The organism is Candidatus Cybelea sp. (genome assembly GCA_036489315.1).
Lineage (GTDB): Bacteria > Vulcanimicrobiota > Vulcanimicrobiia > Vulcanimicrobiales > Vulcanimicrobiaceae > Cybelea.
The window spans coordinates 30,042-55,294 of record DASXFZ010000063.1; the positions used below are offsets into that span (position 1 = coordinate 30,042).

Sequence of the window (25,253 nt, forward strand, 5' to 3'; positions counted from 1 at the left end):
TCGCGGGTGTTAGCCGGCGACGGCGCGCGCATCCGCCGCTTCCATCGCCTGATAGGCTTTGCTCGTCAAGGCGTGATCGAGGACGCCGGAGATAAAGCGAGAGGCCGCGCGCAGCCGTGCGAGATCGATGCCGGTATCGATGCCCATCTGTTCGAGCAGATAGACGACGTCTTCGGTTCCCACGTTACCGGTCGCGCCCGGCGCGTACGGGCATCCGCCTAAACCGCCCGAAGACGAGTCGAACTTCTTGATGCCTTGCTGCAGGGCGGCATAGACGTTTGCCAGCGCGGTGCCGCGCGTGTCGTGGAAGTGCATCGCGATCCGATCGAGCGGAATCTTCGAGGCGAGCAGCGGCACGAGCGCCTCTACCTGGCTCGGCACGCCGACGCCGATCGTGTCGCCGATCGAGAGTTCGTCGCAGCCCATCTCCATGAGCCTCAGGCTGACGTCGAGCACCATCTCCGGCATAACGCGATCGCCGAACGGCGAACCGAACGCGGTCGAGACGTAACCCCGTACCCAGACATCCTCCCGCTTCGCCGCGTGAACGACCTCCGAAAAGGTCGCCAACGACTCGTCGATCGTCATGTTGATGTTCTTTTTCGTGAAGTCTTCGGAGGCCGCGGTGAACACCGCGATCGCATCGGCGCCCGCCATCCACGCGCGTTCGTAGCCCCGCAGGTTCGGCACCAGAACCGGATAGCGGACCCCGGATGCCTTGCGGATGTGCGTGAAGACCTCCGCCGCGTCAGCCATCTGCGGAATTGCTTTCGGGCTGACGAACGACGTCGTTTCGATCCACTTCAAACCGGTCTCGGAGAGCAGATCGATATAGCGAATCTTGTCGCCGGTGGAGATGATGGCGCGCTCGTTCTGCAGGCCGTCTCGAGGACCCATCTCAAAGATCGTCGCGCGTTTGGGTAGTGTCATCTTCCGCCCTCTTCAGATTGACCCGCTTGGGGTCAGCCGAGTTCCACCAGCGGGGCGCCGGCCGAGACGATCTGGCCCTCTTTCACGTGCACCGACTGTACGGTGGCGTCGGCTGGGGCGGCGATGCGGTGTTCCATCTTCATCGCTTCGAGCACCACTAAAAGCGCGTGCTCCTCGACCCGCTCCCCATCGCCGACCGCGACCTTGACGATCTTACCCGGCATCGGCGCGACCACGCTCGCCCCGCCGGCCGCCGCGCGCGGCGAGGCCGCCGCCGTGACGCCGGGCGGGGCCGCAACGGTGAACTTCCACGTCTGCCCGTCGTAGTGAACCGTGAAAAGCTCCGGTTCGTACGTGAACTTGCCCGTCACGGCGGCGCCGTCGAAAACGGCTTGCACGGTGTCGCCTCGGCGATGAGCAGCGAGTTCCCCGGAAAAATCTCCGGAAAGCTCCCAAGTGCCCGCACCTCGGGCATCGGCGACAAGTTCGGTGCGCGCGTCGCCGCATTGCAGGCGCAGCGGCACGCCCACCCCGCCGATTCGCCAAGGCGCCCGTCCCTCGGAGAGCAGACCCGCGGCGCAGAGCAGCACCGCTTCACGCGGCGGCGGGCGGCGCGCAAAGAGCGACTCGTTCAGGCGCGTGTCGAGAAAGCGCGTCGTCGTATCGCCGGCTCGAAAGGCATCGTCGCGCGCGATCCACAGCAGCAGCGGCAGGTTCGTGCGTACGCCCTCGATCGTAAAATCGACGAGCGCGCGTTCCAGCCGCGCGATCGCCGCGGCGCGATCGCTGCCGAAGACGATGAGTTTCGCGAGCATCGGGTCGTAGTAGTGGCTGACGACGCTGCGGGTCGTCACCCCGGCGTCGACGCGTGTGCCGGGGCCTTCGGGCGGGGACCACCGCGTGAGCGTCCCGGTCGACGGAAGCATTCCGTTGGCGGGATCTTCGGCATAGAGGCGCGCCTCGATCGCCCAGCCTCGCGGGCGCACGTCGTTCTGCACGAACGTCAGCCGCTCGCCCGACGCGATGCGAAGCTGCCAGCGCACGAGGTCGATATCGTAGACGAGCTCGGTCACCGGGTGCTCGACTTGAAGCCGCGCATTCATCTCGAGGAAGTAGAACTTACCGTCCTCGAGCATGAACTCGCACGTTCCAGCGTTTACGTAGCCGACCGACTCGGCCGCGCGCACGGCGGCGGCGCCCATCGCGGCGCGCAGTTCTGCGTTCAGCGCCACCGACGGCGCCTCTTCGACGATCTTTTGATGGCGACGCTGGATCGAGCATTCCCGCTCGCCGAGATGCAGCGTCGTTCCGTGTGCGTCGGCTAAGATTTGAAACTCGATGTGCCGGGGATCGCGAAGGTAGCGCTCGAGCAGAACGGCGTCGTCGCCGAACGCGGCTCGCGCCTCACGCTTCGCCGCTTCGAGCGCATCGTCGAAGTGTGCCGCCGACTCGACGACGCGCATACCGCGTCCGCCGCCCCCAGCGCTGGCTTTGATGAGCAGCGGAAAGCCGGCGCGTTCCGCCGCTCGTTTCAGGGTGGCCGGCGACTGATCGTCGCCGTCGTAACCGGGCACCGTCGGCACGTCGAATGCGCGCACGCGGCGTTTCGCTTCGATCTTGCTGCCCATCGCGGCCATCGCCTCCGGCGAGGGTCCCACGAAAATGAGTCCAGCATCGCGCACCATCGCCGCGAAGGGCGCGCGCTCCGAGAGAAAACCATAGCCCGGATGCACGGCGTCCGCGTTCATCGATACCGCCGCGGCAAGGATCGCCTCGCCGTTGAGATAGGACTGGGCCGCTTCCGCGGGACCGACGCAGCGTGCGTCGTCGACGAACTGCAAGTGGTAGGCATCGGCATCCGCTTCCGAATAAATACCGAGCGCAACGATGCCCATCTCACGCGCCGCGCGAGCAACGCGCACGGCGATCTCACCGCGATTGGCAATGAGGAGCCGCTCGATCAGGATTCCAGATCCTTCGCAAACGAGGGCAGACGCCGCTCGAGAAATGCGCGCAGGCCCTCCTGGCCTTCGGCGCCGGCGCGCTGGCGTGCGATCGCCGTGGCCGTGATCGCACGCGTGTCGTCGTACGAGCTGTCGATGACGCGCCGCACCAGGAGCTTTGCGGCGCTGACCGCCGCCGGCCCGGCGGTAAAGATCTCTTCCAGGCAGTACTCGACCGCCGCGCCGAGCTCCACCGGCGGCACGATCTTGTGCACGAGACCGACGCGCATCGCAGCCGCAGCGTCGAACTTTTGTCCCGTCAGGAAGAGCGCCCGCGCATGCGACACGCCAATCTTATTGATGACGAAGGGCGAGATCACCGCCGGGATGACCCCCAGTTTGACTTCAGTGAAGCCGAAAACGGCGTCGTCGGAAGCGATGACGATGTCGCAGACCGCCGCCAAGCCGGCGCCGCCGCCCAGTGCTGCACCGTGGATCTGTCCAATGACCGGCTTGGGACAGTTGTCGATCGCGCGGAACATGTCGCTCATGCGCTGCGCGTCGGCGATGTTGGCGTCGACGCTCAGATCGAGTGACGCGCGCATCCACTTGATATCCGCGCCGCCGCAGAAGACCTTGCCTTCACCGTCGAGCACGACGGCCCGAACGTCGTCGGCCGCGGTGATCCGGGTAAAGACCTCGTGCAGCTGCTCGATGACCTCGGCGTTGAAGGCGTTGCGCACCTCAGGGCGGGCGAGCGTCACGCGCGCGATGCCCCGCGAAACGACCAAACGGATGCTCTCGGCCATGGGCGCCCGGGTTCGCGGCCTCATCCGGGCGGGCCTCGCGCGCGTTATACTCTGAGGATGAAGAGTGCCGGCCGCGGGGCCATCTACCGGTACACGCTGCTCACGCGCGCGAGCCACTGGGTGTGGGTGGTGGCCTTCTTCGTGCTCGTCGGCAGCGGCCTACAGATCTTCAACGCATCGCCCAACCTCGACGCATCGGACAAAAGCAACCCGGCGCGCCGCGTTCTTGCGATCGATTCCCCGGCCGACGGCGTCGGGACGACGACGCTTTTCGGGCACACGTTCGTCACCACTGGTTGGCTGGGCTGGACCGACGACGGCAGCGGCTCACGCGGTCCGCATGCCTTTCCGGCGGCGCTGATCATCCCCGGGTATCAGGATCTCGCGTCGGGGCGCCGCTGGCATCTCTTTTTTGCCTGGATCGCGGCGCTCTGCTGGCTCGCATGGCTGATTTCGAGCGCGATTAAGGGCAATCTCCGAGAACTATTGCTGCGCCCGAGCGATCTGCCGAAGCTGTGGCCGATGCAGGCGTACTATCTCAAGCTCCGTAAGACGCCGCCGCCGCACGGGATCTACAACCCGCTGCAAAAGGCTTCGTACACCCTCATCCTCTTCGTCGTCACGCCGTTGGTCGTCCTCACGGGGCTCGCGCTCTCGCCGGGCATCGACGCCATCGCCAATCCGTTGACGGTCCTTTTCGGCGGCCGTCAGTTCGCACGGCTCTGGCACTTCGCCGGAATGGCGCTACTGCTGGGATTTTTTGCGATCCACACGTTCCAAGTGGCAACGCAAGGCATCGTCAACCAGATGCGCTCGATGATCACCGGCTGGTATCAACCCGAATGAAGCGCCGAATCTTTCTGGCCTCGGCCGTCTCCACGCTGGCCGGCTGCGGGCCGATCGGTTCGGCGCTCAACAACGACGAGGCGGTGCGGCGCGTTTTGAGCGCCGCCGAGGGCGTCAACCACGCGCTCATCGGTACGCGCGGCATGGCGCGGCTCTACGGCGAGAACGACGTGGACCGGGTCTTTCGAGTAAACGGTTTCGCGACGCCGTCGGATACCCAGTACCGGCGTTTGGCGGCAGAAGGCTTCGCCTCGTACCGTTTGATCGTCGACGGAGCGGTCGAACGTCCCCAAGCCTTTACGCTCGCGCAGCTTCGGCGGATGCCGCAGCAGACCCAGATCACGCGTCACGACTGCGTGGAAGGCTGGAGCGTGATCGGCAAGTGGGCGGGTGTTCCGTTGGGGGCGCTGCTCGAGACGGTAACGCCGCGTGCCGGTGCCCGCTACGTCGTCTTCCGCTGCATGGACAACGACGGGCAAGGCAACCTGTACTACGAAAGCCTGGATCTCCATCAGGCGCGCCACCCGCAGGCGCTGCTGGCGCTCCGGCTCAACGACGCTCCGCTCGATCCCGATCACGGGGCGCCCGTGCGTCTTCGGGTCCCGACGCAGCTCGGTTACAAGAGCGCGAAGTGGGTTGCGCGAATCGAGGTCATGGGAACGTTCGCGACGATCGCGGGCGGCCAGGGCGGTTATTGGGAGGATCGGGGCTACGAGTGGTACGCGGGGATTTAGCTTAGCTGCACTGATACTGCTGCTGGGCGTCAATGCAGGTGACGGCGATTTGAAGACGTCGCTGCAAGTTACCGCTGCGGTCTACTTCGCGCACCTCGACTCGATCGCGCCGGTCGCCGGACGCGAAACGACCTTCGACTACTATCAGCGCCTGCTCGACGATGCCGACCTGCTTGCCGGCACGAGCGTGCCTGCGGGCTACACGCAAGCCGAATGGTCGCAGACGGTAAGCCGCACGGCGCAGCTCGATCTCAGCCTCGTAAAGCAGCTGCTCGATTCGTCCGTCACCCCGTTCCAATCGATGGCTTCGATTCGCGGCCTCGGCGAGGCATTCGTCCGTTCTTCAAAGGACGGAACGATGCAGCCGGTCGCCGTCTACGTGCCGCCGGGCTACCAGCCCAACCATCCCGCACCGCTGGTCGTCCTGCTTCACGGCCATCCGCAATCCGAGACGCAGCTGCTCGCACCGGCCTACATGGCGCTGCTTGCGGCGAAGTCGAATACGATCGTCGTCGCGCCGTGGGGACGCGGATATTACGATTTCCGCGGCTCCGTTTCCGACGTCTACGATGCGCTCGACGCCGCCACGCAAGCATTCTCGATCGACCCGCGCAAGAAGTATCTGGCGGGTTATTCGATGGGCGGTTTCTCGGTCTTTGAAGTGGCTCCGGTGCATCCCAACGACTGGTCGGCGGTGATGTGCATCGCGGGCTCACTGCTCGGTTCGGACGCGCAGCCGGTTCTCGCGATGCTGCGAACGCTCCCATTCTACGTGCTGACCGGCACGGCCGACGAGAGCATACCGACGCAGTACCCGGCGTCGACGGCCGCCTATCTGCACGCGGCCGGGCTCGATGTCTCGTTCTACTCGCAGCCGGGCGGAATCCACCGCCTCATTACGCTGCTTCCGATCCTCACGCTCGCGTGGAACGACATGCTGCACCAGATCGTGCGCGCGCCGCCCGAGAACCTCGGCAGGGTGAAGCTGCCCACCTCGATACCAATGAGCGCCCTCAAGCCATAGGGCGAGGCGCTACATTCGGAAGACGCCGAACTGCGTGCGCGGCTGCGGCGCGTGCGCGGCAGCATCGAGGCCGATCGCGATCACCCGCCGCGTATCGAGCGGGTCGATGATGCCGTCGTCCCACAAGCGCGCGGTCGAATAGTAGGGATTGCCTTCGCGTTCGTACTTCTCGAGAATAGGCGCCTCGAAGGCCGTCTTTTCTTCCGCCGTCATCTCGCCCTTGACCGTCGATAAGACGCTTGCGGCCTGCGGGCCGCCCATGACGCTGATGCGCGCGTTGGGCCACATCCAGAGCTGACGCGGCGCGTAGGCGCGGCCGCACATGCCGTAATTGCCCGCGCCGAAGCTGCCGCCGATCACGACGGTAAACTTCGGGACCTCGGCGCAGGCGACGGCCATGACGAGCTTCGCGCCGTCTTTGGCGATGCCGCGATTTTCGTACTCGCGCCCGACCATGAAACCGGTAATATTCTGCAAGAAGAGCAGCGGCGTTCCGCGCTGCGTACAGAGCTCGATGAAGTGCGTCCCTTTGAGCGCGCTCTCGCTGAAGAGGATTCCGTTGTTGGCCAGGATGCCGATCGGGTGTCCTTCGATACGCGCAAACCCGCAGACGAGCGTCGTGCCGTAGCGCGATTTGAACTCGTGAAACTCCGAGCCGTCGATGAGCCGAAGAATGACGTCACGAACGTTGTACCCGGTGCGGCTGTCGGCCGGAATGATGCCGTAGATTTCGCGCGGTTCGAGCTTGGGCGGTGCGGGATCGGTGCGGTCCCACTGCTGCGGCAGCTCCAGATGAAGATTGCGCACGATCTGACGTACGAGCCCCAGCGCCTGCGCGTCGTCGTTGGCAAAGTGATCGGCGACGCCGGAAACGCGCGTGTGGACGTCGGCGCCGCCGAGGTCCTCGGCCGTGACGATCTCGCCGGTCGCGGCCTTCACCAGCGGCGGTCCGCCTAGAAAGATCGTGCCTTGACCTTTGACGATCACCGTTTCATCGCTCATCGCCGGGACGTATGCGCCGCCCGCCGTGCAGGAGCCCATTACCGCCGCGATCTGCGCGATGTGCTTGCTCGACATGCGCGCTTGATTGTAAAAGATGCGCCCGAAGTGGTCGCGATCGGGAAACACGTCGGCTTGCAGCGGTAGAAAGGCGCCGCCCGAATCGACCAGATAGATGCACGGCAGGTGATTCTGTTCGGCGATCTCCTGCGCGCGCAAGTGCTTCTTAACGGTCATCGGGTAGTACGTGCCGCCTTTGACCGTCGCGTCGTTGGCGACGACGATGCAGTGCTGGCCTTCGACGACGCCGATTCCGGTAAGAATGCCGGCCGACGGCGAGCCGTTGTCGTACATGTCGATCGCCGCGAGCGCCGAGAGCTCGAGAAAGTCGGAGCCGGGATCGATGAGGCGTTCGACGCGCTCCCGCGCCGTCAGCTTGTTGCGGCGGCGGTGCTTCTCGACGGACTCCGCTCCGCCGCCGCTGCGTACGGCGATCAAACGCTCGCGCAGCTCGGCGACGAGACGCTCCATCCGCTGCGCGTTTACCTGAGTCTCGGTCATCGCGCCGCCATTCGGCGCCGCCCCGCTTAGAGCCCGGTTAGACGTCTGGTTCGTGCGCGGGCGGGCACCTGCGGCACGCGGAACTATCCCGGTGATGGCGGCGCAGACCAAGATGGACGTCGGCGGTATCGTGCGGCCGGCCGGCCGGCTCGATCCCTCCAACGCGCTCTCGCCTCACGGCGGGCGGCTTGGGGGCCGCGCGGCGGCGCATTTGCTTCGCCGGGCCGGATTTGGCGGCACGCCCAGGGATGTCGGGCGCGTAGCGCAGCTGACCGCAACACAAGCGGTAGCGTCGCTATTGGTGCTGACGCCGGCGAGCGCGGTCGCGCCTCCGCCGGAACTCCTCGACGGGGAACGCCCGCTAAGACGCGCGGCCGTCTTCACGCTGCAGTCGTGGTGGCTGAATCGGATGCTGACGACGCCATCTCCGCTGCAGGAGAAGATGACGCTTTACTTTCACGGTCACTTCACCTCGCGGGCGACGCCGCGCTTTCCGTTAATCACGTACAACCAAAACGCGCTGTTTCGTCAGTACGCGCTTGGCAATCTCCGCGAGCTCACGCGCCGGGTCTCAAAAGACGCGGCAATGCTGATTTACCTCAACGGGGCAGCCAACGTCGTCGCGCATCCCAACGAAAACTACGCGCGCGAACTGATGGAGCTCTTCACGCTGGGCGTCGACAACTACACCGAGGAAGACGTCCGCGAATCCGCGCGAGCCTGGACGGGATGGCAGGTCAACCGGCGCGCCGACCTCGTCAGCTTCAATCCGGTGCTGCACGACGGCGGCCGCAAACGGTTTCTCGGACAAACCGGAGACTTCACCGGCGACGATATCGTCAACATCATCTTCTCCCAGCCGCAGTGTGCGAAGTTCTTTGCCGCGAGCCTCCTGAACTGGTTCGTCTACAACGATCCGGAGCCCGAGCTGATCGATGCGGTTGCGGCGCTGCTGCGCGAGCACGACTTCGAGCTGGCGCCGGTCGTCGGCACGATCCTGCGCAGCGACGTTTTCTACAGTCCGCGAGCCTATCGCGCGCTGGTGAAGAGCCCGGTCGAGTTTGTGATCGGCGCGTACAAGACGCTCGGACTGAGCGAGCTCGACTACAGTGCGCTCCCGGCGCTGCAACAAATGGGCCAGCGCCTCTTCTTTCCGCCGACGGTCGCCGGTTGGCCGGGCGGTCAGAACTGGCTGACCAGCGGCACGATGATCGCGCGCCAGAACTTCCTGACCCGGCTGCTGGGCTCGCAGACGCTCGGCTCGTCGTCGTGGCTTCGCGGGTTGCCAGTCGCGCCCGCATCGGCCGCGCAGCAGCTCGCGCAGAACCTGCTGCAGAGCGACCTCGCGCCCGCGTCCTTCGTCGAACTCGAGAGCTACTTGGGCGGAAAGGGAAGCGCGGCGCTCGCCTCGCTCTCGGTTGAAAACTACGACCAGCGCGTGAGCGGTGCCGCCTATCTCGCGATGGCGACGCCGGGATTCCAGTTGAATTGACCATGGAACGACAGGTTGGAAATGAGACGCCGTAACTTTCTGCTTGCCGCCGTTTCGGGCCTCGCGGTCGTCGCGAATCCCGAACACGTCTTTTCCCGTGCGCTGGCGCAGGCGCCGCTTCCCGGATTACCTGGCTCCGAAGGGCGCTGTCTGGTGCTGATCAATCTTTACGGCGGCAACGACGGTCTCAACTGCGTGGTGCCCTACGGCGACGACCGCTACTACCAAATGCGCCCGGGATTGGCGATCGACCGCAGCAGTGTGCTCGCGATCGACAAGCGCGTCGGGCTCAACCCCGGGATGCGTTCGTTAAAGGCGCTCTACGATAAAGGCATGGTCGCGATCGTGCAGGGGGTTGGCTATCCGAATCCCGATCACTCGCACTTCCGCTCTACCGAGATCTGGCAGACGGCTTCGCCGGGAAGCTACCAGCACACCGGTTGGCTCGGCCGCTACTTCGACGAGGCGGGGCTCCGACAGGAGAATCTGTTCAAGGGCGTTGCCGTCTCGAAGGTGCTGCCCGAAGTACTCGTCTCCGACCGCACGGATATCCCCGCGGTTCCCGCGCTCAATCAATACTCGATGATCGCCGACAGCAATGCCGTGGCGCGCGATGCGTTCTCGCGCCAGGCGCGCGATCGGCGCCTCCCGTTCGCGTCGCCGTATCTGGCGCACGTTATGGAAATCGAAGCCGATGCCCAGAGCAGCTCGGAAGAATTGCCGAAGCTGATCGCCGGTTACAAAAGCCGCGCCGCCTATCCGAGCACGGGGCTCGGCCGCAGCTTGGCTTTGGCCGCGCAGATCGTCGGCAGCAATCTCGGCACGAAAGCGATCTACGTCGAACACGGCTCGTTCGATACGCACGTCAGCCAGAAGATGACGCAGAATCAGCTGCTCCTGCAGTTTTCCAACGCGATCGGGGCGTTCTACGAGGATTTGGCAGCACACGGCAACGACCGCCGCGTGCTCACCCTTACCTTTAGCGAGTTTGGCCGCCGGATCGAAGAAAACGGCAGCCGCGGTACCGATCACGGGGAAGCCTCGCCGCTCTTTCTCGTCGGCGGCGGCGTGCGCGGCGGCTTGTACGGAACATTGCCCGACTTGAGCGCCACGAATATGGGCAACCTGCGTTACTCGGTCGATTTCCGCAGCGTCTATGCCACCGTCCTCGAGCGCTGGCTGGGGCGCCCGGCGGCACCCGTGCTCAATGGGACGTTCCAGCAGCTTCCCGTCCTCGCATAGCGAATAGCGCCGGTCTTGGCTTCGTCTATTCTTTTTCTGGGCACCGGTGGTGCGCGCTTCGTCGTAGCCCGACAGCTGCGCGCCTCAGGCGGAATGTGGATGCGTTTCGGCCCCACACAGATCCACGTCGACCCCGGGCCCGGCGCGCTGGTTCGCGCGCTTTCGCACGTGCCGCCGTGCAATCCGCGAGAGCTCGACGCCATCGCGCTCTCGCACAAACACCTCGACCACTCCGGTGACGTCAACGCCCTCATCGAAGCGATGACCTCGGGCGGATTTCGACGGCGTGGGGCGCTTCTCGCACCGGCCGACGCGATCGACAGCGAGCCGGTGGTTCTGCCGTATGCCGCGCGTTACGTCGAGCGAATCGAGCGGCTGGAGCCGAGCAGCGGCCCGTATCGCATCGGCGAGGTCGACGTCTTTACCTCACTGCGTCACATGCACGCGGTCGATACGTTCGGAATGCACTTCGTTCATCGCGGTCTGCGCGTTGCCTATCTTCCCTGCGGGCGCTATTTCGAAAGCCTCGCGGCAGACTACGCGGCGCGCCGGCCCGACGTTCTCGTCGTCAACGTCCTGCGTTTCGTCGATCAGCTGAACGTCGATCACCTGACGTGGGACGACGCACGCCGACTCGTCGCCGAGATCCGGCCGCGGGTTGCCGTCCTCGGACACTTTGGAACCAAAATGCTCGAGGCCAATCCGCCAAAGCTTGCATCGCAGTTCGAAGACGAACTCGGCCTGCGAGTAATCGCCGCCTACGACGGGCTGGAACTGGATCTCGATACGGCGGTTGCCGCCGCCGCCGGTTAGAGCGGCGGCCTCGGCGGCGGCTGCTGCGGCCGCACCGGCAAGCGGACGCTGCCGCTCAGCTCCGCCTTGACGCGAGGCTGATCGTCCATCGAACCGCTGTATAAATAGACCGAACCGTTTTTGGAGGCTGCCGTAACGACGGGGCCGCCGCCGTGAACCGTCGCCTGTTTGGTCGTGGGGTCGCCGCGAACGTCGGCCTGGTCGTTGAAGTTGGAAACGACATGGCCGGAGCCGCTGAAGGCGCCGATCTGCGCGCCGCCTTGCACGCCGAGCGCAACGTTGCCGTGCTCCGACTCGAAGCGCGCGAGCCCCGGCTCGAAGTGCCCGTTGTCGTAGACGATCGATCCGTAGGTGCTGCTGGCTTGAATCTGATGCGATGTGCAGCCGGTAAAGAGCATATCTCCAACCGCCGAGCGTACGCGAAGCCGGTCGAACGTCGAGCCGAAGGCGTCGATCCGGCCGCGAAGCGATTCGACGAACCCGGTACCGTCGACGCGGTCGAGCGAGACGCCGGCCGAGCGTACCTGCGCGACGAAGACGCCGTGGTAGTTCTCCATCGTCAGATGCCCCGTGTGCATGTGAGCGATTACCATGACGGTGCTGCGGGGTATCGTTATGGTGACTCTACCGTTCCCGTGGACGACGACGGCATCGTGCTGGCTTCCGGGAAGCTCTGGAAGGACGAAGGTCTCGGGGTCGAGCGTCACCGGCCCGTGCTCGGTCGAAATTCGCTGCCAGGATATCTGCATCTGTTTGGGGATGCCGGGGTCGACTTCAGAGGCGGCCAGATGACGTACGTCCACCGAGCTGTCGGCGGCGATCAGGACCGACTGGCGGTCCCACGTCTGGATCGTCAGCTTGCCTCGGTTGACGTGGACGTTTAGCACCGGGGAAGGCCCAACGTCAAACTCTTCGTCGGCCCGCACCGGGGCGGCGAATCCCAGACAACACAGCATCGCAAGAAGCGTCAAGATCGCTCCTCGCTGCCAACTTCCGCGCACGGTGCTATTGTATCGGCAGCGGCTGCGGTCCATCATGAAAGCCCGGTGAACGCGAGCCCAATGCGAGGTAAAACCACGCGAAAAAGGGCTCCTCCACCGGGTGCTTTGCCCGCGGTCGCCTCTCCGCCGTGGACCCGCGCGATCGACCGGACGATCGCCAGACCAAGCCCGGTACCCGGGACCGCTCGGGAACGCGCCTTGTCGGCGCGGTAAAAACGCGCAAAGACGTTCGCCAGGTCTTCCTCCGGAATGCCGGGTCCGGTATCGGCAACCTCGACCCAGGCCGAAGCCCCGTTGCTGCCGACTCGAACGTCGACCTGGCCGCGTTCGCTGAACTTCAACGCGTTATCGACCAGGTTGCCGATCATCTGGCGCAGGAGGTTCGGATCGCCGTAGACGGTGGGCGCGGCGCTGTGCGTGAAGTGCAGGCTGATCTCTTTTTCGGCGGCTCGCTGCGCGGCGTTCTGCGTGACTTCGCTGGCAATCTGCGCGAGCGAGAGCGGCTCTTTGGGAATCTCGTCCCCGCGATCGGCCTTCGCCAGCGTGAGCATGCCGTTGACCATGCCGGCGAGGTCCGCGCTTTCGCGCACGATCGTCTCGAGGCTTTCGCGCCGGATCGTTTGATCTCGATCGGCCCAGCGCAAGAGCATCTGGGCATTCGCGTTGATCGAGGTCAGCGGCGTCTTCAGCTCGTGCGACGCATCGGCAATAAACTGGCGCTCGCGGGCAAAGGCTTCGCCCAGACGCGAAAGCAGGTCGTTGAAACTTTGCGCAAGCCTTCCGATCTCGTCACGCCGCCGTAGATAGAGCTGGCCGCTGTCTTCGAACGCGCCGGAACCCGCCGCGAGGGCAAGGCGATCGGAGCTGATCTCGCGCATCTCCCGCGACAACTGGTTGATCGGCGTCGTCGCCTGCGATGCGAGCACGATCGAAAGTATGACGACCGCAATCGCGGTCGCCCCCAGGACGATAGCGATCGCCTCGCGGGTGCTTTTGAAGGTGCGTTCCAGCGTATCGAGCGGCTCGCCAACGTGGACGATCGCGGCGCCGGCCCCTTCGCGCAGGTAGCGATCCTCGACGAGGAACGGGCGGTTTCCGAGCGTGATCTCGCGGAACGCCCGGTCGTGCGCGGCGGTGAGCGCGCGATTCGCGGGGATCGTCAGCGCGCCGAGGTTACCCGTTTTCGCCAGAGGATACCCGTTGAGGGAATCGACCTGAACGAAGCTGTTCTCCGAGTTCCACGTCGCGAGATTGTTGCTGTTGAAGAGGAACTGCAGCGTCCCGTGGGAGGGATCCTCGATCGAAAACGGCGTCGTCGACTGCTGCGCGAAAGCGACGATCGCGCGCATCGTCGCGTTCACCGTCGCCTCCGCCTGATCGTAGAGGATCTGCTGAAAGCGCAGAATCGTAATGGCGCTCATCACGCTAAGTGCAACGATGAGCAGCACCGAATAACCCAGCGCAATCCGCCACTTTAGCGACATCGCTGGTTTCTTTTAGCCGGCTCCGCGGCTGGAAAGCAAAGCGCCGCTAATCCTTAATGGTATATCCCACACCCCGCACCGTCGTGATCAGTTTATCGTCAAATCCGTCGTCGATCTTGCCGCGCAGGTAGCGGATGTAGACGTCGATGAGGTTCGAGTCGCCAAGAAAGTCGCTCCCCCAGACGCCGTTGAAGAGCTCGTCGCGCGTATGTACCTTATTGCGGTGAAGCAGGAGGTACTCGAGCAGCGCGTACTCCTTGGCGGTCAGCGAGATCGGTTTTCCGTCGCGGTGCACTTCGTGGCGGTCGCGATCCATGACGACGTCGCGGTATTCGATGACGTTGCCTTGGGGCGTCCGCTCGCGCAGCCGAGCGCGTACGCGCGCCAGCAGCTCTTCGGTGGAAAACGGCTTGGTGACGTAATCGTCCGCGCCGACGTCGAGCCCCGCGATGCGGTCGGGAACGCGGTCGCGAGCGGTCAGCATGATGATCGGGACGCGGCTCTTGGCGCGTATGCGCTTGCAGACCTCGATGCCGTCCATTCGTGGAAGCATGAGGTCGAGGATGACTAAGTCCGGTTCTTTGAGGGCTTTCTCCAGGCCGGCGAGGCCGTCGCGAGCGACGTCGACCTCGTACCGTTCGTGCTCTAACTCGAGCTGCAGGACGCGGCTGATCGCCGCGTCGTCCTCGACGACGAGGATTCTATACGGACGCCGTTCCGGCGCTACGCGATTCTCCATGGAGATACATTATCGGACGTTCTCTCGCGCGGACCTGTGAGAGCGTGCGACAACGGGTTGGGAAAAGGTGAAAAGTGAGAGCCATACGGCGGTCGCGCTGCCGGCGACCAGCCATTCCCACGTTGCGGCGTTCGAGAGCGCTCCGCCCAGGGTCGCGACGATGGCATTGACTGTGTGCGTGAAGAGCGAACCGCCGCCCATGACAAGCAATGCAACCAGCCAAACCGCGACGGCACCCAACGCGCCTGCGACGGCGATCTCCCAAAACGAGAACGGCGATACGGGACGGTACGCGGTGGCAAGGAGGATCGACGAGCGCAGGCCGGCCGGCGGCTCCTCCAGCGGTAGCGCAAAAAGGGCCCGATCCAGCGCATCGAGCGAGCGTTCGTCCATACTCATGATTCCGTTACCTCCGTACCTTCCAAAAGCCTGCGCAGCTGTTCCTTGGCCCGGAACAGGTGCGTTTTTACCGTACCCATCGGCAGTCCTAATACATTGGCGATCTCTTCGTACTGCTGGCCCTGCAGATGGAAAAGGGTGATGACCGTGCGATACTTCTCCGGCAGCTCGTCTATCGCAGCGCGTAGCCGAGACGCGTCGTCGGCGGCGATCGCCTGCTGCTCGGGACCCTGTGCGGGGTCGGCGCGGTCGGGCAGTTCGTCGCTCGAATCGTGCTTTCGCCGGCTCAGGCGGTCGCAGCACGCGTGGTACGCGATCGCAAAGACCCACGTCGAAAACTTCGCGCCGGGCTTGAAGGTTCGCAGGCTGCGAAAAGCCTTGAAAAATGCCTCTTGCGTGACGTCGCGCGCATCCTCGACGTGGTGCAGCATGCGATACGAAAGATGGTAAACCGCGCGGTCGTACCGTTCGACGAGACTCGCGAACGCCTCGGGATTTCCCCGCAGCGTCAGTTCGACGAGCTCGCCGTCTTCGGGGATCGCCTTCATTCGGATCGGCCGCACCGCCGGGGGTTCAGCCAAAAGTGCCGACACGCCACTGGTACGCCTATGCCGGAGCGATTGTTTCGAGATGAAGCCGCTTTTAAGGCTAGGGGCCGTGCGAAACATGGAGCGCGCTGGGACGTAACTAGGACAGCATCAGTCACGGAGGTTCGACCCGATAATGATCACCATCTTGAACAAGACCCTTCCCGGCGGCGCCTCGGCCGAGCGCCGGGGGTCAGCCCTAGAGACCGCCGAGCGGAACTCCGCTCAGTCGCTGCGGCCCACCTTCGACGGCTGGGGTCCCAGGCTGAATGGGGGGCTCTAGCGATGGATGACAACTTTGTCCCGGCAATCGCTATCGTGGTCGTCTTCGGCTTCCCGTGTGCGGTTTGGCTCGTCTCTCGCGTCCTGGCCCACCAGGAGCGAATGGAGATGATGCGCCGAGGCTTCATGCCGCCTCCGGACTCACGCGAAATGCGCCGGGCGATGAAGCGAGGATGGGTCCCCCCCACGGCGTCCGGGCCTTCGTTGGACCAGTACGAATACCAGAGCAAGCTCGCCGCCCAGCAGCAGATGCGCAAAGGAATCCAGGTAGCTTTCATTGGCTTCGCCCTGCTGATCGGCCTCGGATTCATCGGGTATCACCACGGAATCGTCGTGCCCGGGCCCTGGCTCCTCGGCGGCCTGATCCCGCTCTTCGTGGGGGTGGCGCAGATCGTAAGCGCCGTCCTCAGCGGAGCCACCATCTCGGTTCCTTCGGGACGCCCGCAGTACCACGCGACCTTTACCCCTTCGTCGGGCCCACCGCCCGAGAACGCGACCGAGGGGGCGGTGCCCCCGGGACCGGCTTACGGCGGCTGGCGGCCCGGACCGATCCCCGGGATCGAGAAGCCCGCTTCACCTCCGGACTATCGCAGCTGAGCCTCCGCGCAGCCGACAAAGAATTGAAAATGCCGCCGGTTGGTTGCCGGCGGCATTTTTCGTGTTGAAGATGAAGACGATGCTACTTGCAGGAGACCAAGGCCATAGCCCATCCGGCCGCCGTACGAGTCCTGACCAGATATCCATCTGCAGTCCGATCGTACACCTGATAGCCCGCTCTGAGTGCGTCGGCTAACGATTTGAAGACGATAAGACCTGCCATCTGCGGACCCTCCTTTCTACTTGCTACGCTCTCTATACAGTATAACGGCTTTTGTCGCAAGAGCGTTCACCCGTTCTCGGAGATTTTTCTAAGAATTCGCAGAAAATACGATGGGTATGGCATTGCTTGACCTGCATCCCCGCGTTCACGCGACAAAAGTGATCGAGCGATGCGAGCTCGCGCAGGGCGTGACGCTGCTCACGCTCCATGCGCCCCAGCTCGCATCGGCCGTTCGACCCGGGCAATTCGTCATGGCGATTCCGCCGAGCGGTGAATCGGCGGCGACCGCGCTCGCCGTCTACGACATATCAGGCAAGCACGCGAGCATACTCTTTTTTGTAACAGGCAAGCGCACGAGCGAGCTCGCCGGCTTAGCGCCCGGTGCGCGCCTCGACGTCGTCGGCGCATTGGGTAACGGCTTCGATTGCGCGGGGAACCAACGCGATGTTGCGATCGTAGCCGGCGGTGTCGGGATTGCATCGGTCTGGTTGTGCGCGAAGGCATTGCTCGCGCGAGGAGCGCGCGTACGGCTCTTTTACGGCGCTCGCACGGCCGAACTGCTCGTCGAAGCGCAACGCTTCGCTGACGTGGGCTGCGAGTTGATTCTGACGACCGACGACGGAACGCGCGGCGAGCGAGGATTCGTGACCGACGCGCTGCGCCGCGCTGCACCGCCTGAGGCGATCTTCGCCTGCGGCCCGTCGCCGATGCTGCGCTGTGTCGGGCAGATTGCCAACGAACTCGAGATTCCCGCGCAGCTCTCGTTGGAAGAGACCTTCGGCTGCGGCGTCGGCGGCTGCTGGGGTTGCGTCGTTGCGCTGACTGCGCGCAGCGATAGAGCTCCGAACTTTCCGCCGGCGCAACGCGGCGGCAGCGACGTCGTATACGCTCGGGTCTGCAAAGATGGTCCGGTTTTTTTGGCGGATGAGTTACGGTGGTGAACGTGACGCCGAGCCTAGCAACGAGGCTCGGAAAGTTGGAGCTCGCGTATCCGACGCTCATGGGAAGCGGGTGTTACGGTTCGGGCGAAGAGTTCGCACCGTTTGCCGACCTGTCGAAGATCGGCGGCATCGTGCTCAAGAGCGTCACGCGGCTGCCGCGTCTGGGTAATCCCACACCGCGGCTCGTGCATACGCCGGCGGGAATGCTCAACGCGATCGGGCTGCAGAATCCGGGCATCGAGTGGTATTTGGAACGCGAACTCCACAAGTACAAGGACCGGCCGTGCAAGATCGTCGGCAGCGTGGCGGGATTCTCGATCGACGACTACGCGTACGTCTGCGAGCGTTTGGCGGCGCGCGACGAGATCGAGGCCGTGGAGCTGAACGTTTCGTGCCCCAACGTCGCGCGCGAAGGCGAGACGTTCGGCTGCGATCCGGATCTCACGGAACGGGTCGTCGCTGCCGCGCGGGCGACGACGGACAAGCCGCTGATCGTCAAGCTCTCCCCGAACGTGACCGACATCACGGCCGTCGCCCGCCAAGCCGAGCGCGCCGGCGCCGACGCGCTCGCCGTCGTCAACACCGTGCGCGGTATGGCCATCGACGTCGAGAGCTGGCGCCCACGATTGGGTAACATCACCGGCGGTCTCTCCGGTCCGGCGATCAGGCCGATCGCGGTGCTCGCCGTCTACGAAGTCGCGCAGGCCGTCAACATCCCGATCGTCGGGCAAGGCGGCATCGAAAACCTCAGCGACGCACTGGAGTTCTTCCTGGCCGGCGCGACGGCAATCTCGATCGGTACGGCGAACTTCACCGACCCGCGCATTCCGCAGCGCATCGCCGGCGAACTGCAGGCCTACTTGGCGCGGCGCAACCTCGGCTCGATTTCCGAGATTGTCGGACGGGCGAACGTCGGAATAAGCACCGCTTATCAGTACGAAGGGGATGAAGGTTGAAATCATGGCGCCGCAGCTGATCGTCGCCCTCGACGTGCCCCGCGCACAGGACGCGGAGCAGCTCGTCGATCGACTCTACGAGCTCGATGTGATCCTCAAGATCGGTCTCGAAGCGCTCTGCGGTTATCCGGAGCGCATCTTTTCATACTGCGAGGCACGCGACGTGCGAACGTTCGTCGACGCCAAGCTGCACGACATCCCGCGAACGGTGGGCGCGGCGATGGCGCAGCTCGTGCGTCCGACGGTGCAAATCGTCAACGTTCACGCGCTCGGGGGCCTGGAGATGATGCGCACCGCGGTTGACGTCGCCGCCGAGCGAGCGGCAGAGCTCGGCCGCAGCGCGCCGCAGGTCTTTGCCGTCACGCTGCTGACCAGCATCGCGCCCGAGGATCTGAACGAGCTGGGCCTGCAAGGCGGTCCGGGCGAGAACGCGATTCGCCTAGCAGCGTTGGCGCGCGATGCCGGGTGCGCCGGCGTCGTCTGCAGCGCGCACGAGGTGCGCGATCTCAAACGCTTCTTCGGTGAGGACTTCCTCACACTGACCCCCGGCATACGCCCCGCAGGCAACGCGCACGGCGATCAAAAGCGCGTCACGACTCCGGCCGAGGCGGCGGCTTGCGGTACCGACTACATCGTCGTTGGCCGTCCGATCGTCGAGGCAGCGGATCCGCTGGCGGCGGCAAAGGCGATCTTGGAGGAAATGAGCGTCAGCGCGTGAGCGCGCCGCTCGACCTTCCCGCGCAGCTGGCGCGGCGCGGGGCATTACTGGAAGGACACTTTCGGCTGAGTTCGGGGCGTCACAGCGACCGATTCGTACAAAAGTTTCGCATCCTCGAGGATCCGCAACTTCTCGAAGCGGTCGCCGTGCAGATCGCTGCGCGCTTCCGCGAGGCGCGGCCGACGATTGTCGTCGGGGCAGCGGTGGGCGGCATACTGCTCGGCTACGAAGTTGCGCGGCAACTCGGAACCAAAGCGATCTTCGTCGAGAAAGAGAACGGCGTCCCGGTACTCCGCCGCGGCTTCGCGCTGGACGCCTCGGACCGCGTACTGGTGGTCGAAGACGTCGTGACGACCGGGCTCTCCGTTCGCGAAGTGGTCGGCGTCGTTCGTTCGTCGGGCGCTGCCGTCGTCGGCATCGGGGTGATCGTCGCGCGGACCGAAATGGACTTCGACGCACCCGCGAGCGCGCTGCTGCACCTGCCGATTGTCTCGTACGACGCCGCGGACTGCCCGCAGTGCCGCTCGGGCGAAGCGATCACCGATCCGGGATCCCGCCGCCGGTGAAGATCGAGGTTCGTCTGGGGGCGCGCGCCGGTCTTGCGGCGCTGCAGGACCAGGATTTCATCAAAGCCCTTGGGCGCCGTTGTGTGATGTCAAGCGTCGGCGGCTTGCGGCCGGCGGCGGAGAGCGCTGCGATTACTGCCTTCGACCGCCTCGTCGATCTCGTCGGCGCTCAGTCGCACGTTACGCTGATCGCCCAGGATCGGGAGCGCCGCGTCGGTTTTCTGCTCTTGCTCGACCAGCTTCCCGATGAGGTTACGCTGCTCGACCAGGGGTTCGTTGCCTTCATGGCCGTCGAGCCTGACGTTCGCCGGAACGGAGTCGGAACCGCGCTTCTCGCGGCCGCCGAAGAAGAGGCAAGAAAGCGCGGTTTGCCGCACGTCGCCTTGATGGTCACCGAAGAGAACGAGGCCGCCCGCGTTCTCTACGAGCGCGCCGGGTATCGCACCGAACGCCGGCTCTTGTCTAAGCCGCTGTGAGCGCCGAGCTTTGGCGGCGAATCGGCTGGATCACCGGCGCCGTCGCCGTCGTCGCCGGCGCGATTTGGCTCGCGGCCCGCATACCGCGAACGATCTCGATCTTCGTGATCGCGGCCTTCATCGCGTTCGGGGTCCAGCCGCTCTCCGTGCGCTTGGAGCGCCGGATGCCCAAGCCCGTTGCCGTCGGCATCGTCTTTCTCGGTCTGCTCGTTCTGGTGGTCGTCTTTTTGGTGATCGTGGTGCCGCTGACGATCGCCCAAACGCAAGTCCTGGTCGCAAATATCCCAGCGTATGCGTCAACCATCCAAACCTGGCTGCTCTCGGCCCAGGATGCACTCGATCGCTATCTTCCTGCGGTGAAGCTTCCGCCCGGCTTCAACATCGGGCGGATCGGCACCGCACAGATCTCGAGCTTTGTAAGCGATGCGGTCGCTTCGCTCGGTGCGATTGCGCTCAATACTGCGACGGCCTTCTTCATCGCGTTCTCGTCGATCATTCTCTCCGTATTCTTCCTGCTCAACGACACGCAGATCGCGGAAGGCTTTGCCGCGCTCTTTCCGCCTCGCCGACGAGAGACCGCGCGCAAGCTCGCGGCCGAGGTGACCGAAGTATTCGGCAACTACATCTCGGGCCAGGTGATCGTCAGCGCCATCACCGGAGCGGTCATCGCGATACTGACCGCGATCCTCGGTTTTAAGTTCTCGCTGATCATCGGCCTGATCTCGGCCGTTGCCTACGCTATTCCGATCATCGGCATGCTAATCGCCGAGCTGATCGCGGTGCCGCTTTCACTGCCGCAGGGTCTCGGGATGGTCGTTTGGGTGCAGATCGTGATGTTCGGCATGGCGCGAGTCAGCGACAACGTGCTCGTTCCAAAAATTATGGGCCAATCGGTCGGCGTGTCGCCGATCGGCGCGATGTTCGCAGTCTTTGCCGGCGGCGAGCTCTTTGGAATTCCCGGGCTCATTCTCGGGATTCCCGCAGCGGCGCTGCTCAAGATCCTCTGGCGCTATTTCATGGCGCCGTGGATAACCGCGCAGCTCGAAAAGAACTAGAAAAGCGCAGCGGCTCCTTCGGCGGCGTTGCGACGACGCCGATCGGATCGGCGTAGACGACGTGTCCGCAGGCATGGGCCGCGCCGAGCCGTTGTGAATTCGCGCTCGGGGTGAGGTCGTTCTGCGCGACCGCGACGAGCAGCACGCGAGCACGCCGGGCGTACGCGCACGGCCGGTCGTCGGGCAGATCGCGCGTTTGGGTTGACGGCGAGAGTACGTTGACGACGCCGAGACGCAACCCGTCACCGCCGATGCGGGCGGGATGCGTCGACGCGATCCAACGATAGACTCCGGGCCTCGTATCGCCAACGCGCAGCGCGTCGTCGTAATAGTCGATTGGATGGCGGCCCGCATAATGGATCGTGAAGATCACCGCCAGACCGACCGCCAGCGGTCGAAGACCGCGCAAGGAAGGCGCGCGCGTCGCGGCTGCAACGGCCGCACCTAGGGCGGCTGCGAGCAGTGCAACGTGCGTCGATCCGTCGTTCCAGAAGATTGCCAAGACGTACCAGGCGCCGAAGACCGTCGAGCAGAGCAGCACAACCGTCGAAGCGATCGCGGCTCGCCGCAAGCCGGGCGTTAGCAGCAAGGCTCCGAGGACGATCGCCGGCGCGGCAAACCGCAACGAGGCTCCGGTCGCGAGCTGGGCAACTGCCGTCTCGTAGCCGAACGGCAGCGCCGAGAATACGACGACCGCCGCGAGCGCCGCCCAGCCGAGACTTCGCCGGTCGCGGGCGATCAGCGGACCCGCAGCCGCCGCGCAGATCGCCAGAAGCGCAAAAGGAGAGAGGCGTGCGGCGACGATCACGAGCAGCCAGAGCGCGGCCGCGCCGTGCGCGAGGATCGTCGACGCGTACGGGTGCGCGAACGAAGCCGCGGCCGGGGGCGAGATCGCCGCGCCTTTTGCGAGCAGCGCATCGCGCAGCACCCACGCACACAGCGCCGCCGCCGCGGCGCGCCAAACCCGAAAGCGTGCGCGTCCGGCGAGCAGTGCAATCAGCGTAAAGAGCCACCCCTGCGGTTTGATCAACGCGGTAAGCGCGGCCGATCGCGCGGCCGCAGCGCCGCCGCCTCCGGGGCGCAACGCCCAAAGCGTCTCGAGCCAAAACGCTGCGAGCCAGACGTCGTTCTGCAGCGTGCCCCCTTGAATCGCCAGCGGGTAGGCGGTGACGATCGCGGCGGCGAGCGCGTCGGCGAGCAGCGGCGACGCGCCGAACTCACGTGCCCACGTTGCGCAGCGAAAGCCGAGCAAGGCCAAGGCACAGAGCCCACTGTACGGCAATGCAAACGGACCGCCGGCCGCGTAGAGCGCAGCGGCAAAGAGTTCCGATGCCGGCGGATACCACCAGTAGCGCGTCGCCGACGTCCAGATCGAATGCGCTTGCACCCATGAAGCGGCGTTGGGCAGGTGATAGGAGAGCGAGTCGCCGTCGAGCAGCGGCCGCATCAACTGCGGCCACCCAACGAGCAGCAGAGCTGCAATCAGAATGTACGGCGGATCGGGCGGCAGCGTTTGTTTTGCGAAGCGCGGCTCGCGCCGGCGAATGTCGGCGATCGCGATAGCGAGCAGCAGTGCCCCGAAACACGCGGCGGGGTACAGCATGCCGACTGCGCCCAGCGCAAGCGGGATCGCCACGCCCAAGATCAACGCATCGCGCAGCCGGTCGGGGAAATCGTACTGCGTGCTTTGCCGCAGCGCCGGGGCAGCCGCGTAGAGCCCAAGCAGCCAAAGCGCGGCGAGAACTTGCGACACGAACGGCGACGGGGCTTACATTGTGTCCGGCGCGCTGACGCCGGCTAGCGACAGCGCGCGGGCGAGGACGTTCTTCGCTGCCAAGCAGAGCGCGAGCCGGGCGAGCCGCAGGTCGCGATCCTCGGTGAGGATCTTGCACTCCGTGTAGAAGTGGTGGAAGTCCGAGGCGACGTCGCGAGCGTAGCGCGCGAGTCTATGCGGCGCGAGGCGTTCGACGACTCCGGCCACAACGCGGGGAAACTCGGCTAGGCGTGCAGTCAGCGAGAGTTCGGCCGGGTGCACGAGAAGTTCGAGCGCTGCGGCCGGAGCGGCCTCAACCTCCTGCGGCACCGCGCGGCGGAGTACGGAGGCGATGCGCGCGTGCCCGTACTGCACGTAATAGACCGGGTTTTCGTTGTCTTTCTCGACGGCCAGCTTGAGGTCGAAGGTCAGCGGCGATTCCGCGGCGGGCATGATGAAGAAGAAGCGCGCCGCATCGAGGCCGACTTCGTCGACGATCTCGTCGAGCGTCACGATCTCTCCCGCGCGTTTGCTCATGGCTACCTGCTCGCTGCCGCGCATGAGCGTGATCTGCTGCGCGATGAGTACCTCGAGACGACCCGGAAACTCCAGCGCGTCGGCCAGACCGCGCAGGCGCTCGATGTACCCGTGATGATCGGGTCCGAGGATGTCGACGACGCGGTCGCTCGCTTTGAGTTTTTGGTAATGATAGGCGACGTCCATCGAGAAGTACGTGGGCCGGCCATCGCTTCGCAGCAGCACCCGATCTTTGTCGTCGGCGAACTGCGTTGCCCGAAAGAAAAGCGCACCGTCGCGTTCGTACGTCAGTCCGAGCTCGCGCAGCCGATCGATGCCTTCGCGCACTTTGCCCGCTTCGTGCAGCTCGCGCTCGCTCTGCCAACGGTCGTACTCCACGCCGAAGCGCCGCGCCGTCTCCTTGTGTTCGGCCACGAGCTGGTCGCGGCCGGTTGAAGCAAAGTACGGGAGCCACTCCGGCTCGGGCGCAGCAATCCAACGGTCGCCGTCGCGTTGTGCGATAGCCTCGGCGATCGGAATCAGATAGGAACCGGGGTAGCCGTCCTCGGGAAAGGCAAACTCCGGATCGTAGCGTTGACGATACCGGGCGTAGATCGATCTGCCGAGCGCGTCGAGCTGCCCTCCCGCATCGTTGATGATCCATTCGACGAAAACCTCGTAACCGCAGTACCGCATCGCGTTGACCAGCGTCGCGCCGATCGACATCGACCGGCCTTGAACGACTACCAGCGGCCCGGTCGGATTGGCGCTGCCGAATTCGATAGAGACCCGCACGCCGTTGCTCGGCAATTCGCCGAAGCGCTCTTTTTCGCGCAGCATTCGAGCCAGCTCGCCGTGCCACACGCGCGGAGCGAGCCGCAGGTTGACGAACCCGGCGACCGGTTCGATTTGCGTAAAGAGATCGCCAAGCGCGGGCGAGTCTTCGGCGACGTCGGCGACCAGCAGCGACGCCACGTCCTGCGGAGAGCGGCGCGCCGTCTTTGCCAGCGAAAAGGCGACGTTGGTCGCAAAGTCGCCAAACTCGGGACGGCGTGGGGCCTCGAACCCCACCTTGACGCCGGCGCCGGGGTAGCGTCGCTCGACGGCCGCGTCGACGGCGTGCCCGAACGCGCGAAGCGCATCGTCGAGCATGGTGGCGGCCGCGGCGTCCGTCGAAGACTTCATCGCGCATGCTCTTCGCCGTTTGGTAGAACTCCAACCCGCGCGTAGGTGCCGCCGCCTCGCGATTCGATCGAGCCGTCGAGCTCGAGCACGCTAAGGACCGAGAGCGCGGCGTGCGCGGGCAGGTGCGCAGCGGCGACGATCGTGTCGAGATCGGCCGGCCCCTCCTCGAGCGCCTGCAGTACGGCCGTGCTTGCCGGATCGAGCGCTCGGAGCGTGGTTTGCGGTGCCGGGGTGAGGTGCAGCCGCCCCAAAGCCTCGAGCACGTCGGCCGGCCCGCGTGCGAGCGTGGCGCCGTCGCGAATCAACCCTAGGCAGCCTTGGACGTGCTTGCGATCGACGTCGCCGGGAACGGCCAGAACGGGTATCCGCCCGGCGGCCCAGC

General features: G+C 65.0%; 25 protein-coding genes. 13 read left to right on the forward strand and 12 right to left on the reverse strand.

What is annotated here, in order from left to right:
- Positions 1 to 9: 9 nt before the first annotated feature.
- From VGG51_14620 to VGG51_14630, 3 genes are read right to left on the reverse strand one after another with little or no spacing between them, the layout of a single operon-like run.
- Entirely contained in the window at positions 10 to 930 is a 921-nt protein-coding gene (locus VGG51_14620) for a hydroxymethylglutaryl-CoA lyase (protein HEY1884259.1), read from the reverse strand.
- A 32-nt stretch (positions 931 to 962) separates the two neighbouring features.
- Complete coding sequence (locus VGG51_14625) at positions 963 to 2,939, reverse strand: acetyl-CoA carboxylase biotin carboxylase subunit (GenBank protein HEY1884260.1); 1,977 nt, start codon at positions 2,937 to 2,939, stop codon at positions 963 to 965.
- Complete coding sequence (locus tag VGG51_14630; GenBank protein HEY1884261.1) at positions 2,891 to 3,682, reverse strand: enoyl-CoA hydratase-related protein; 792 nt, start codon at positions 3,680 to 3,682, stop codon at positions 2,891 to 2,893. The genes VGG51_14625 and VGG51_14630 overlap by 49 nt, the downstream gene beginning before the upstream one ends.
- A gap of 57 nt (positions 3,683 to 3,739) precedes the next feature.
- Here VGG51_14630 and VGG51_14635 point away from each other — a divergent pair, with 57 nt between their 5' ends.
- From VGG51_14635 to VGG51_14645, 3 genes are read left to right on the forward strand one after another with little or no spacing between them, the layout of a single operon-like run.
- Entirely contained in the window at positions 3,740 to 4,528 is a 789-nt protein-coding gene (locus tag VGG51_14635; GenBank protein ID HEY1884262.1) for a cytochrome b/b6 domain-containing protein, read from the forward strand.
- Positions 4,525 to 5,262 (forward strand): molybdopterin-dependent oxidoreductase, encoded by a 738-nt coding sequence (locus VGG51_14640; GenBank protein ID HEY1884263.1) that lies wholly within the window; start codon positions 4,525 to 4,527, stop codon positions 5,260 to 5,262. The genes VGG51_14635 and VGG51_14640 overlap by 4 nt, the downstream gene beginning before the upstream one ends.
- A 49-nt stretch (positions 5,263 to 5,311) precedes the next feature.
- On the forward strand, positions 5,312 to 6,286 hold the full coding sequence (locus VGG51_14645; GenBank protein ID HEY1884264.1) for a hypothetical protein: 975 nt from the start codon (positions 5,312 to 5,314) through the stop codon (positions 6,284 to 6,286).
- Positions 6,287 to 6,295: 9 nt separating this feature from the next.
- On the opposite strand, the gene VGG51_14650 is transcribed toward VGG51_14645, so the two are convergent.
- Positions 6,296 to 7,846: a carboxyl transferase domain-containing protein gene (locus VGG51_14650; protein HEY1884265.1), complete on the reverse strand. Its 1,551-nt coding sequence runs from the start codon at positions 7,844 to 7,846 to the stop codon at positions 6,296 to 6,298.
- Positions 7,847 to 7,940: 94 nt separating this feature from the next.
- Here VGG51_14650 and VGG51_14655 point away from each other — a divergent pair, with 94 nt between their 5' ends.
- From VGG51_14655 to VGG51_14665, 3 genes are read left to right on the forward strand one after another with little or no spacing between them, the layout of a single operon-like run.
- Positions 7,941 to 9,338, forward strand: coding sequence for a DUF1800 domain-containing protein (locus tag VGG51_14655; GenBank protein ID HEY1884266.1), 1,398 nt, complete (start codon positions 7,941 to 7,943; stop codon positions 9,336 to 9,338).
- Between the two features lie 21 nt (positions 9,339 to 9,359).
- The gene (locus tag VGG51_14660; protein ID HEY1884267.1) at positions 9,360 to 10,580 is read left to right on the forward strand and encodes a DUF1501 domain-containing protein; all 1,221 of its coding nucleotides are present in this window, start codon (positions 9,360 to 9,362) and stop codon (positions 10,578 to 10,580) included.
- Positions 10,581 to 10,595: 15 nt separating this feature from the next.
- On the forward strand, positions 10,596 to 11,393 hold the full coding sequence (locus tag VGG51_14665) for an MBL fold metallo-hydrolase (GenBank protein ID HEY1884268.1): 798 nt from the start codon (positions 10,596 to 10,598) through the stop codon (positions 11,391 to 11,393).
- Here the strand turns inward: VGG51_14665 and VGG51_14670 are convergent.
- The 5 genes from VGG51_14670 to VGG51_14690 form a co-directional block, all read right to left on the reverse strand.
- Positions 11,390 to 12,364, reverse strand: coding sequence for a hypothetical protein (locus tag VGG51_14670; GenBank protein HEY1884269.1), 975 nt, complete (start codon positions 12,362 to 12,364; stop codon positions 11,390 to 11,392). The two genes, VGG51_14665 and VGG51_14670, sit on opposite strands and share 4 nt — an antisense overlap.
- A gap of 62 nt (positions 12,365 to 12,426) precedes the next feature.
- Positions 12,427 to 13,878 (reverse strand): HAMP domain-containing sensor histidine kinase, encoded by a 1,452-nt coding sequence (locus VGG51_14675; protein ID HEY1884270.1) that lies wholly within the window; start codon positions 13,876 to 13,878, stop codon positions 12,427 to 12,429.
- Between the two features lie 46 nt (positions 13,879 to 13,924).
- Positions 13,925 to 14,617, reverse strand: coding sequence for a response regulator transcription factor (locus VGG51_14680; protein ID HEY1884271.1), 693 nt, complete (start codon positions 14,615 to 14,617; stop codon positions 13,925 to 13,927).
- Positions 14,618 to 14,626: 9 nt separating this feature from the next.
- Complete coding sequence (locus VGG51_14685) at positions 14,627 to 15,016, reverse strand: hypothetical protein (protein ID HEY1884272.1); 390 nt, start codon at positions 15,014 to 15,016, stop codon at positions 14,627 to 14,629.
- On the reverse strand, positions 15,013 to 15,579 hold the full coding sequence (locus VGG51_14690; GenBank protein HEY1884273.1) for a sigma-70 family RNA polymerase sigma factor: 567 nt from the start codon (positions 15,577 to 15,579) through the stop codon (positions 15,013 to 15,015). Before VGG51_14690 ends, VGG51_14685 begins: the two co-directional genes overlap by 4 nt.
- Before the next feature lie 309 nt (positions 15,580 to 15,888).
- Here VGG51_14690 and VGG51_14695 point away from each other — a divergent pair, with 309 nt between their 5' ends.
- From VGG51_14695 to VGG51_14725, 7 genes are all read left to right on the forward strand, one after another.
- Positions 15,889 to 16,482, forward strand: a complete 594-nt coding sequence (locus tag VGG51_14695; protein HEY1884274.1) for a DUF6249 domain-containing protein — start codon at positions 15,889 to 15,891, stop codon at positions 16,480 to 16,482.
- Positions 16,483 to 16,821: 339 nt separating this feature from the next.
- A complete protein-coding gene (locus VGG51_14700; GenBank protein HEY1884275.1) occupies positions 16,822 to 17,646 on the forward strand; it encodes a hypothetical protein in 825 nt (274 codons plus the stop codon).
- Between the two features lie 2 nt (positions 17,647 to 17,648).
- On the forward strand, positions 17,649 to 18,602 hold the full coding sequence (locus VGG51_14705; GenBank protein ID HEY1884276.1) for a dihydroorotate dehydrogenase: 954 nt from the start codon (positions 17,649 to 17,651) through the stop codon (positions 18,600 to 18,602).
- A complete protein-coding gene (gene pyrF, locus VGG51_14710; GenBank protein HEY1884277.1) occupies positions 18,592 to 19,320 on the forward strand; it encodes an orotidine-5'-phosphate decarboxylase in 729 nt (242 codons plus the stop codon). The genes VGG51_14705 and pyrF overlap by 11 nt, the downstream gene beginning before the upstream one ends.
- Entirely contained in the window at positions 19,317 to 19,886 is a 570-nt protein-coding gene (pyrE, locus tag VGG51_14715; protein HEY1884278.1) for an orotate phosphoribosyltransferase, read from the forward strand. The genes pyrF and pyrE overlap by 4 nt, the downstream gene beginning before the upstream one ends.
- The gene (locus tag VGG51_14720) at positions 19,883 to 20,362 is read left to right on the forward strand and encodes a GNAT family N-acetyltransferase (protein ID HEY1884279.1); all 480 of its coding nucleotides are present in this window, start codon (positions 19,883 to 19,885) and stop codon (positions 20,360 to 20,362) included. The genes pyrE and VGG51_14720 overlap by 4 nt, the downstream gene beginning before the upstream one ends.
- Positions 20,359 to 21,417, forward strand: a complete 1,059-nt coding sequence (locus tag VGG51_14725) for an AI-2E family transporter (GenBank protein ID HEY1884280.1) — start codon at positions 20,359 to 20,361, stop codon at positions 21,415 to 21,417. The genes VGG51_14720 and VGG51_14725 overlap by 4 nt, the downstream gene beginning before the upstream one ends.
- Here the strand turns inward: VGG51_14725 and VGG51_14730 are convergent.
- From VGG51_14730 to VGG51_14740, 3 genes are all read right to left on the reverse strand, one after another.
- The gene (locus VGG51_14730) at positions 21,377 to 23,170 is read right to left on the reverse strand and encodes a hypothetical protein (protein ID HEY1884281.1); all 1,794 of its coding nucleotides are present in this window, start codon (positions 23,168 to 23,170) and stop codon (positions 21,377 to 21,379) included. The two genes, VGG51_14725 and VGG51_14730, sit on opposite strands and share 41 nt — an antisense overlap.
- A gap of 15 nt (positions 23,171 to 23,185) precedes the next feature.
- Entirely contained in the window at positions 23,186 to 24,871 is a 1,686-nt protein-coding gene (gene argS / locus VGG51_14735; protein ID HEY1884282.1) for an arginine--tRNA ligase, read from the reverse strand.
- Positions 24,868 to 25,253 (reverse strand): hypothetical protein (locus tag VGG51_14740; GenBank protein ID HEY1884283.1); only part of this gene is annotated, 386 nt, incomplete at its 5' end. The genes argS and VGG51_14740, both read right to left, overlap by 4 nt.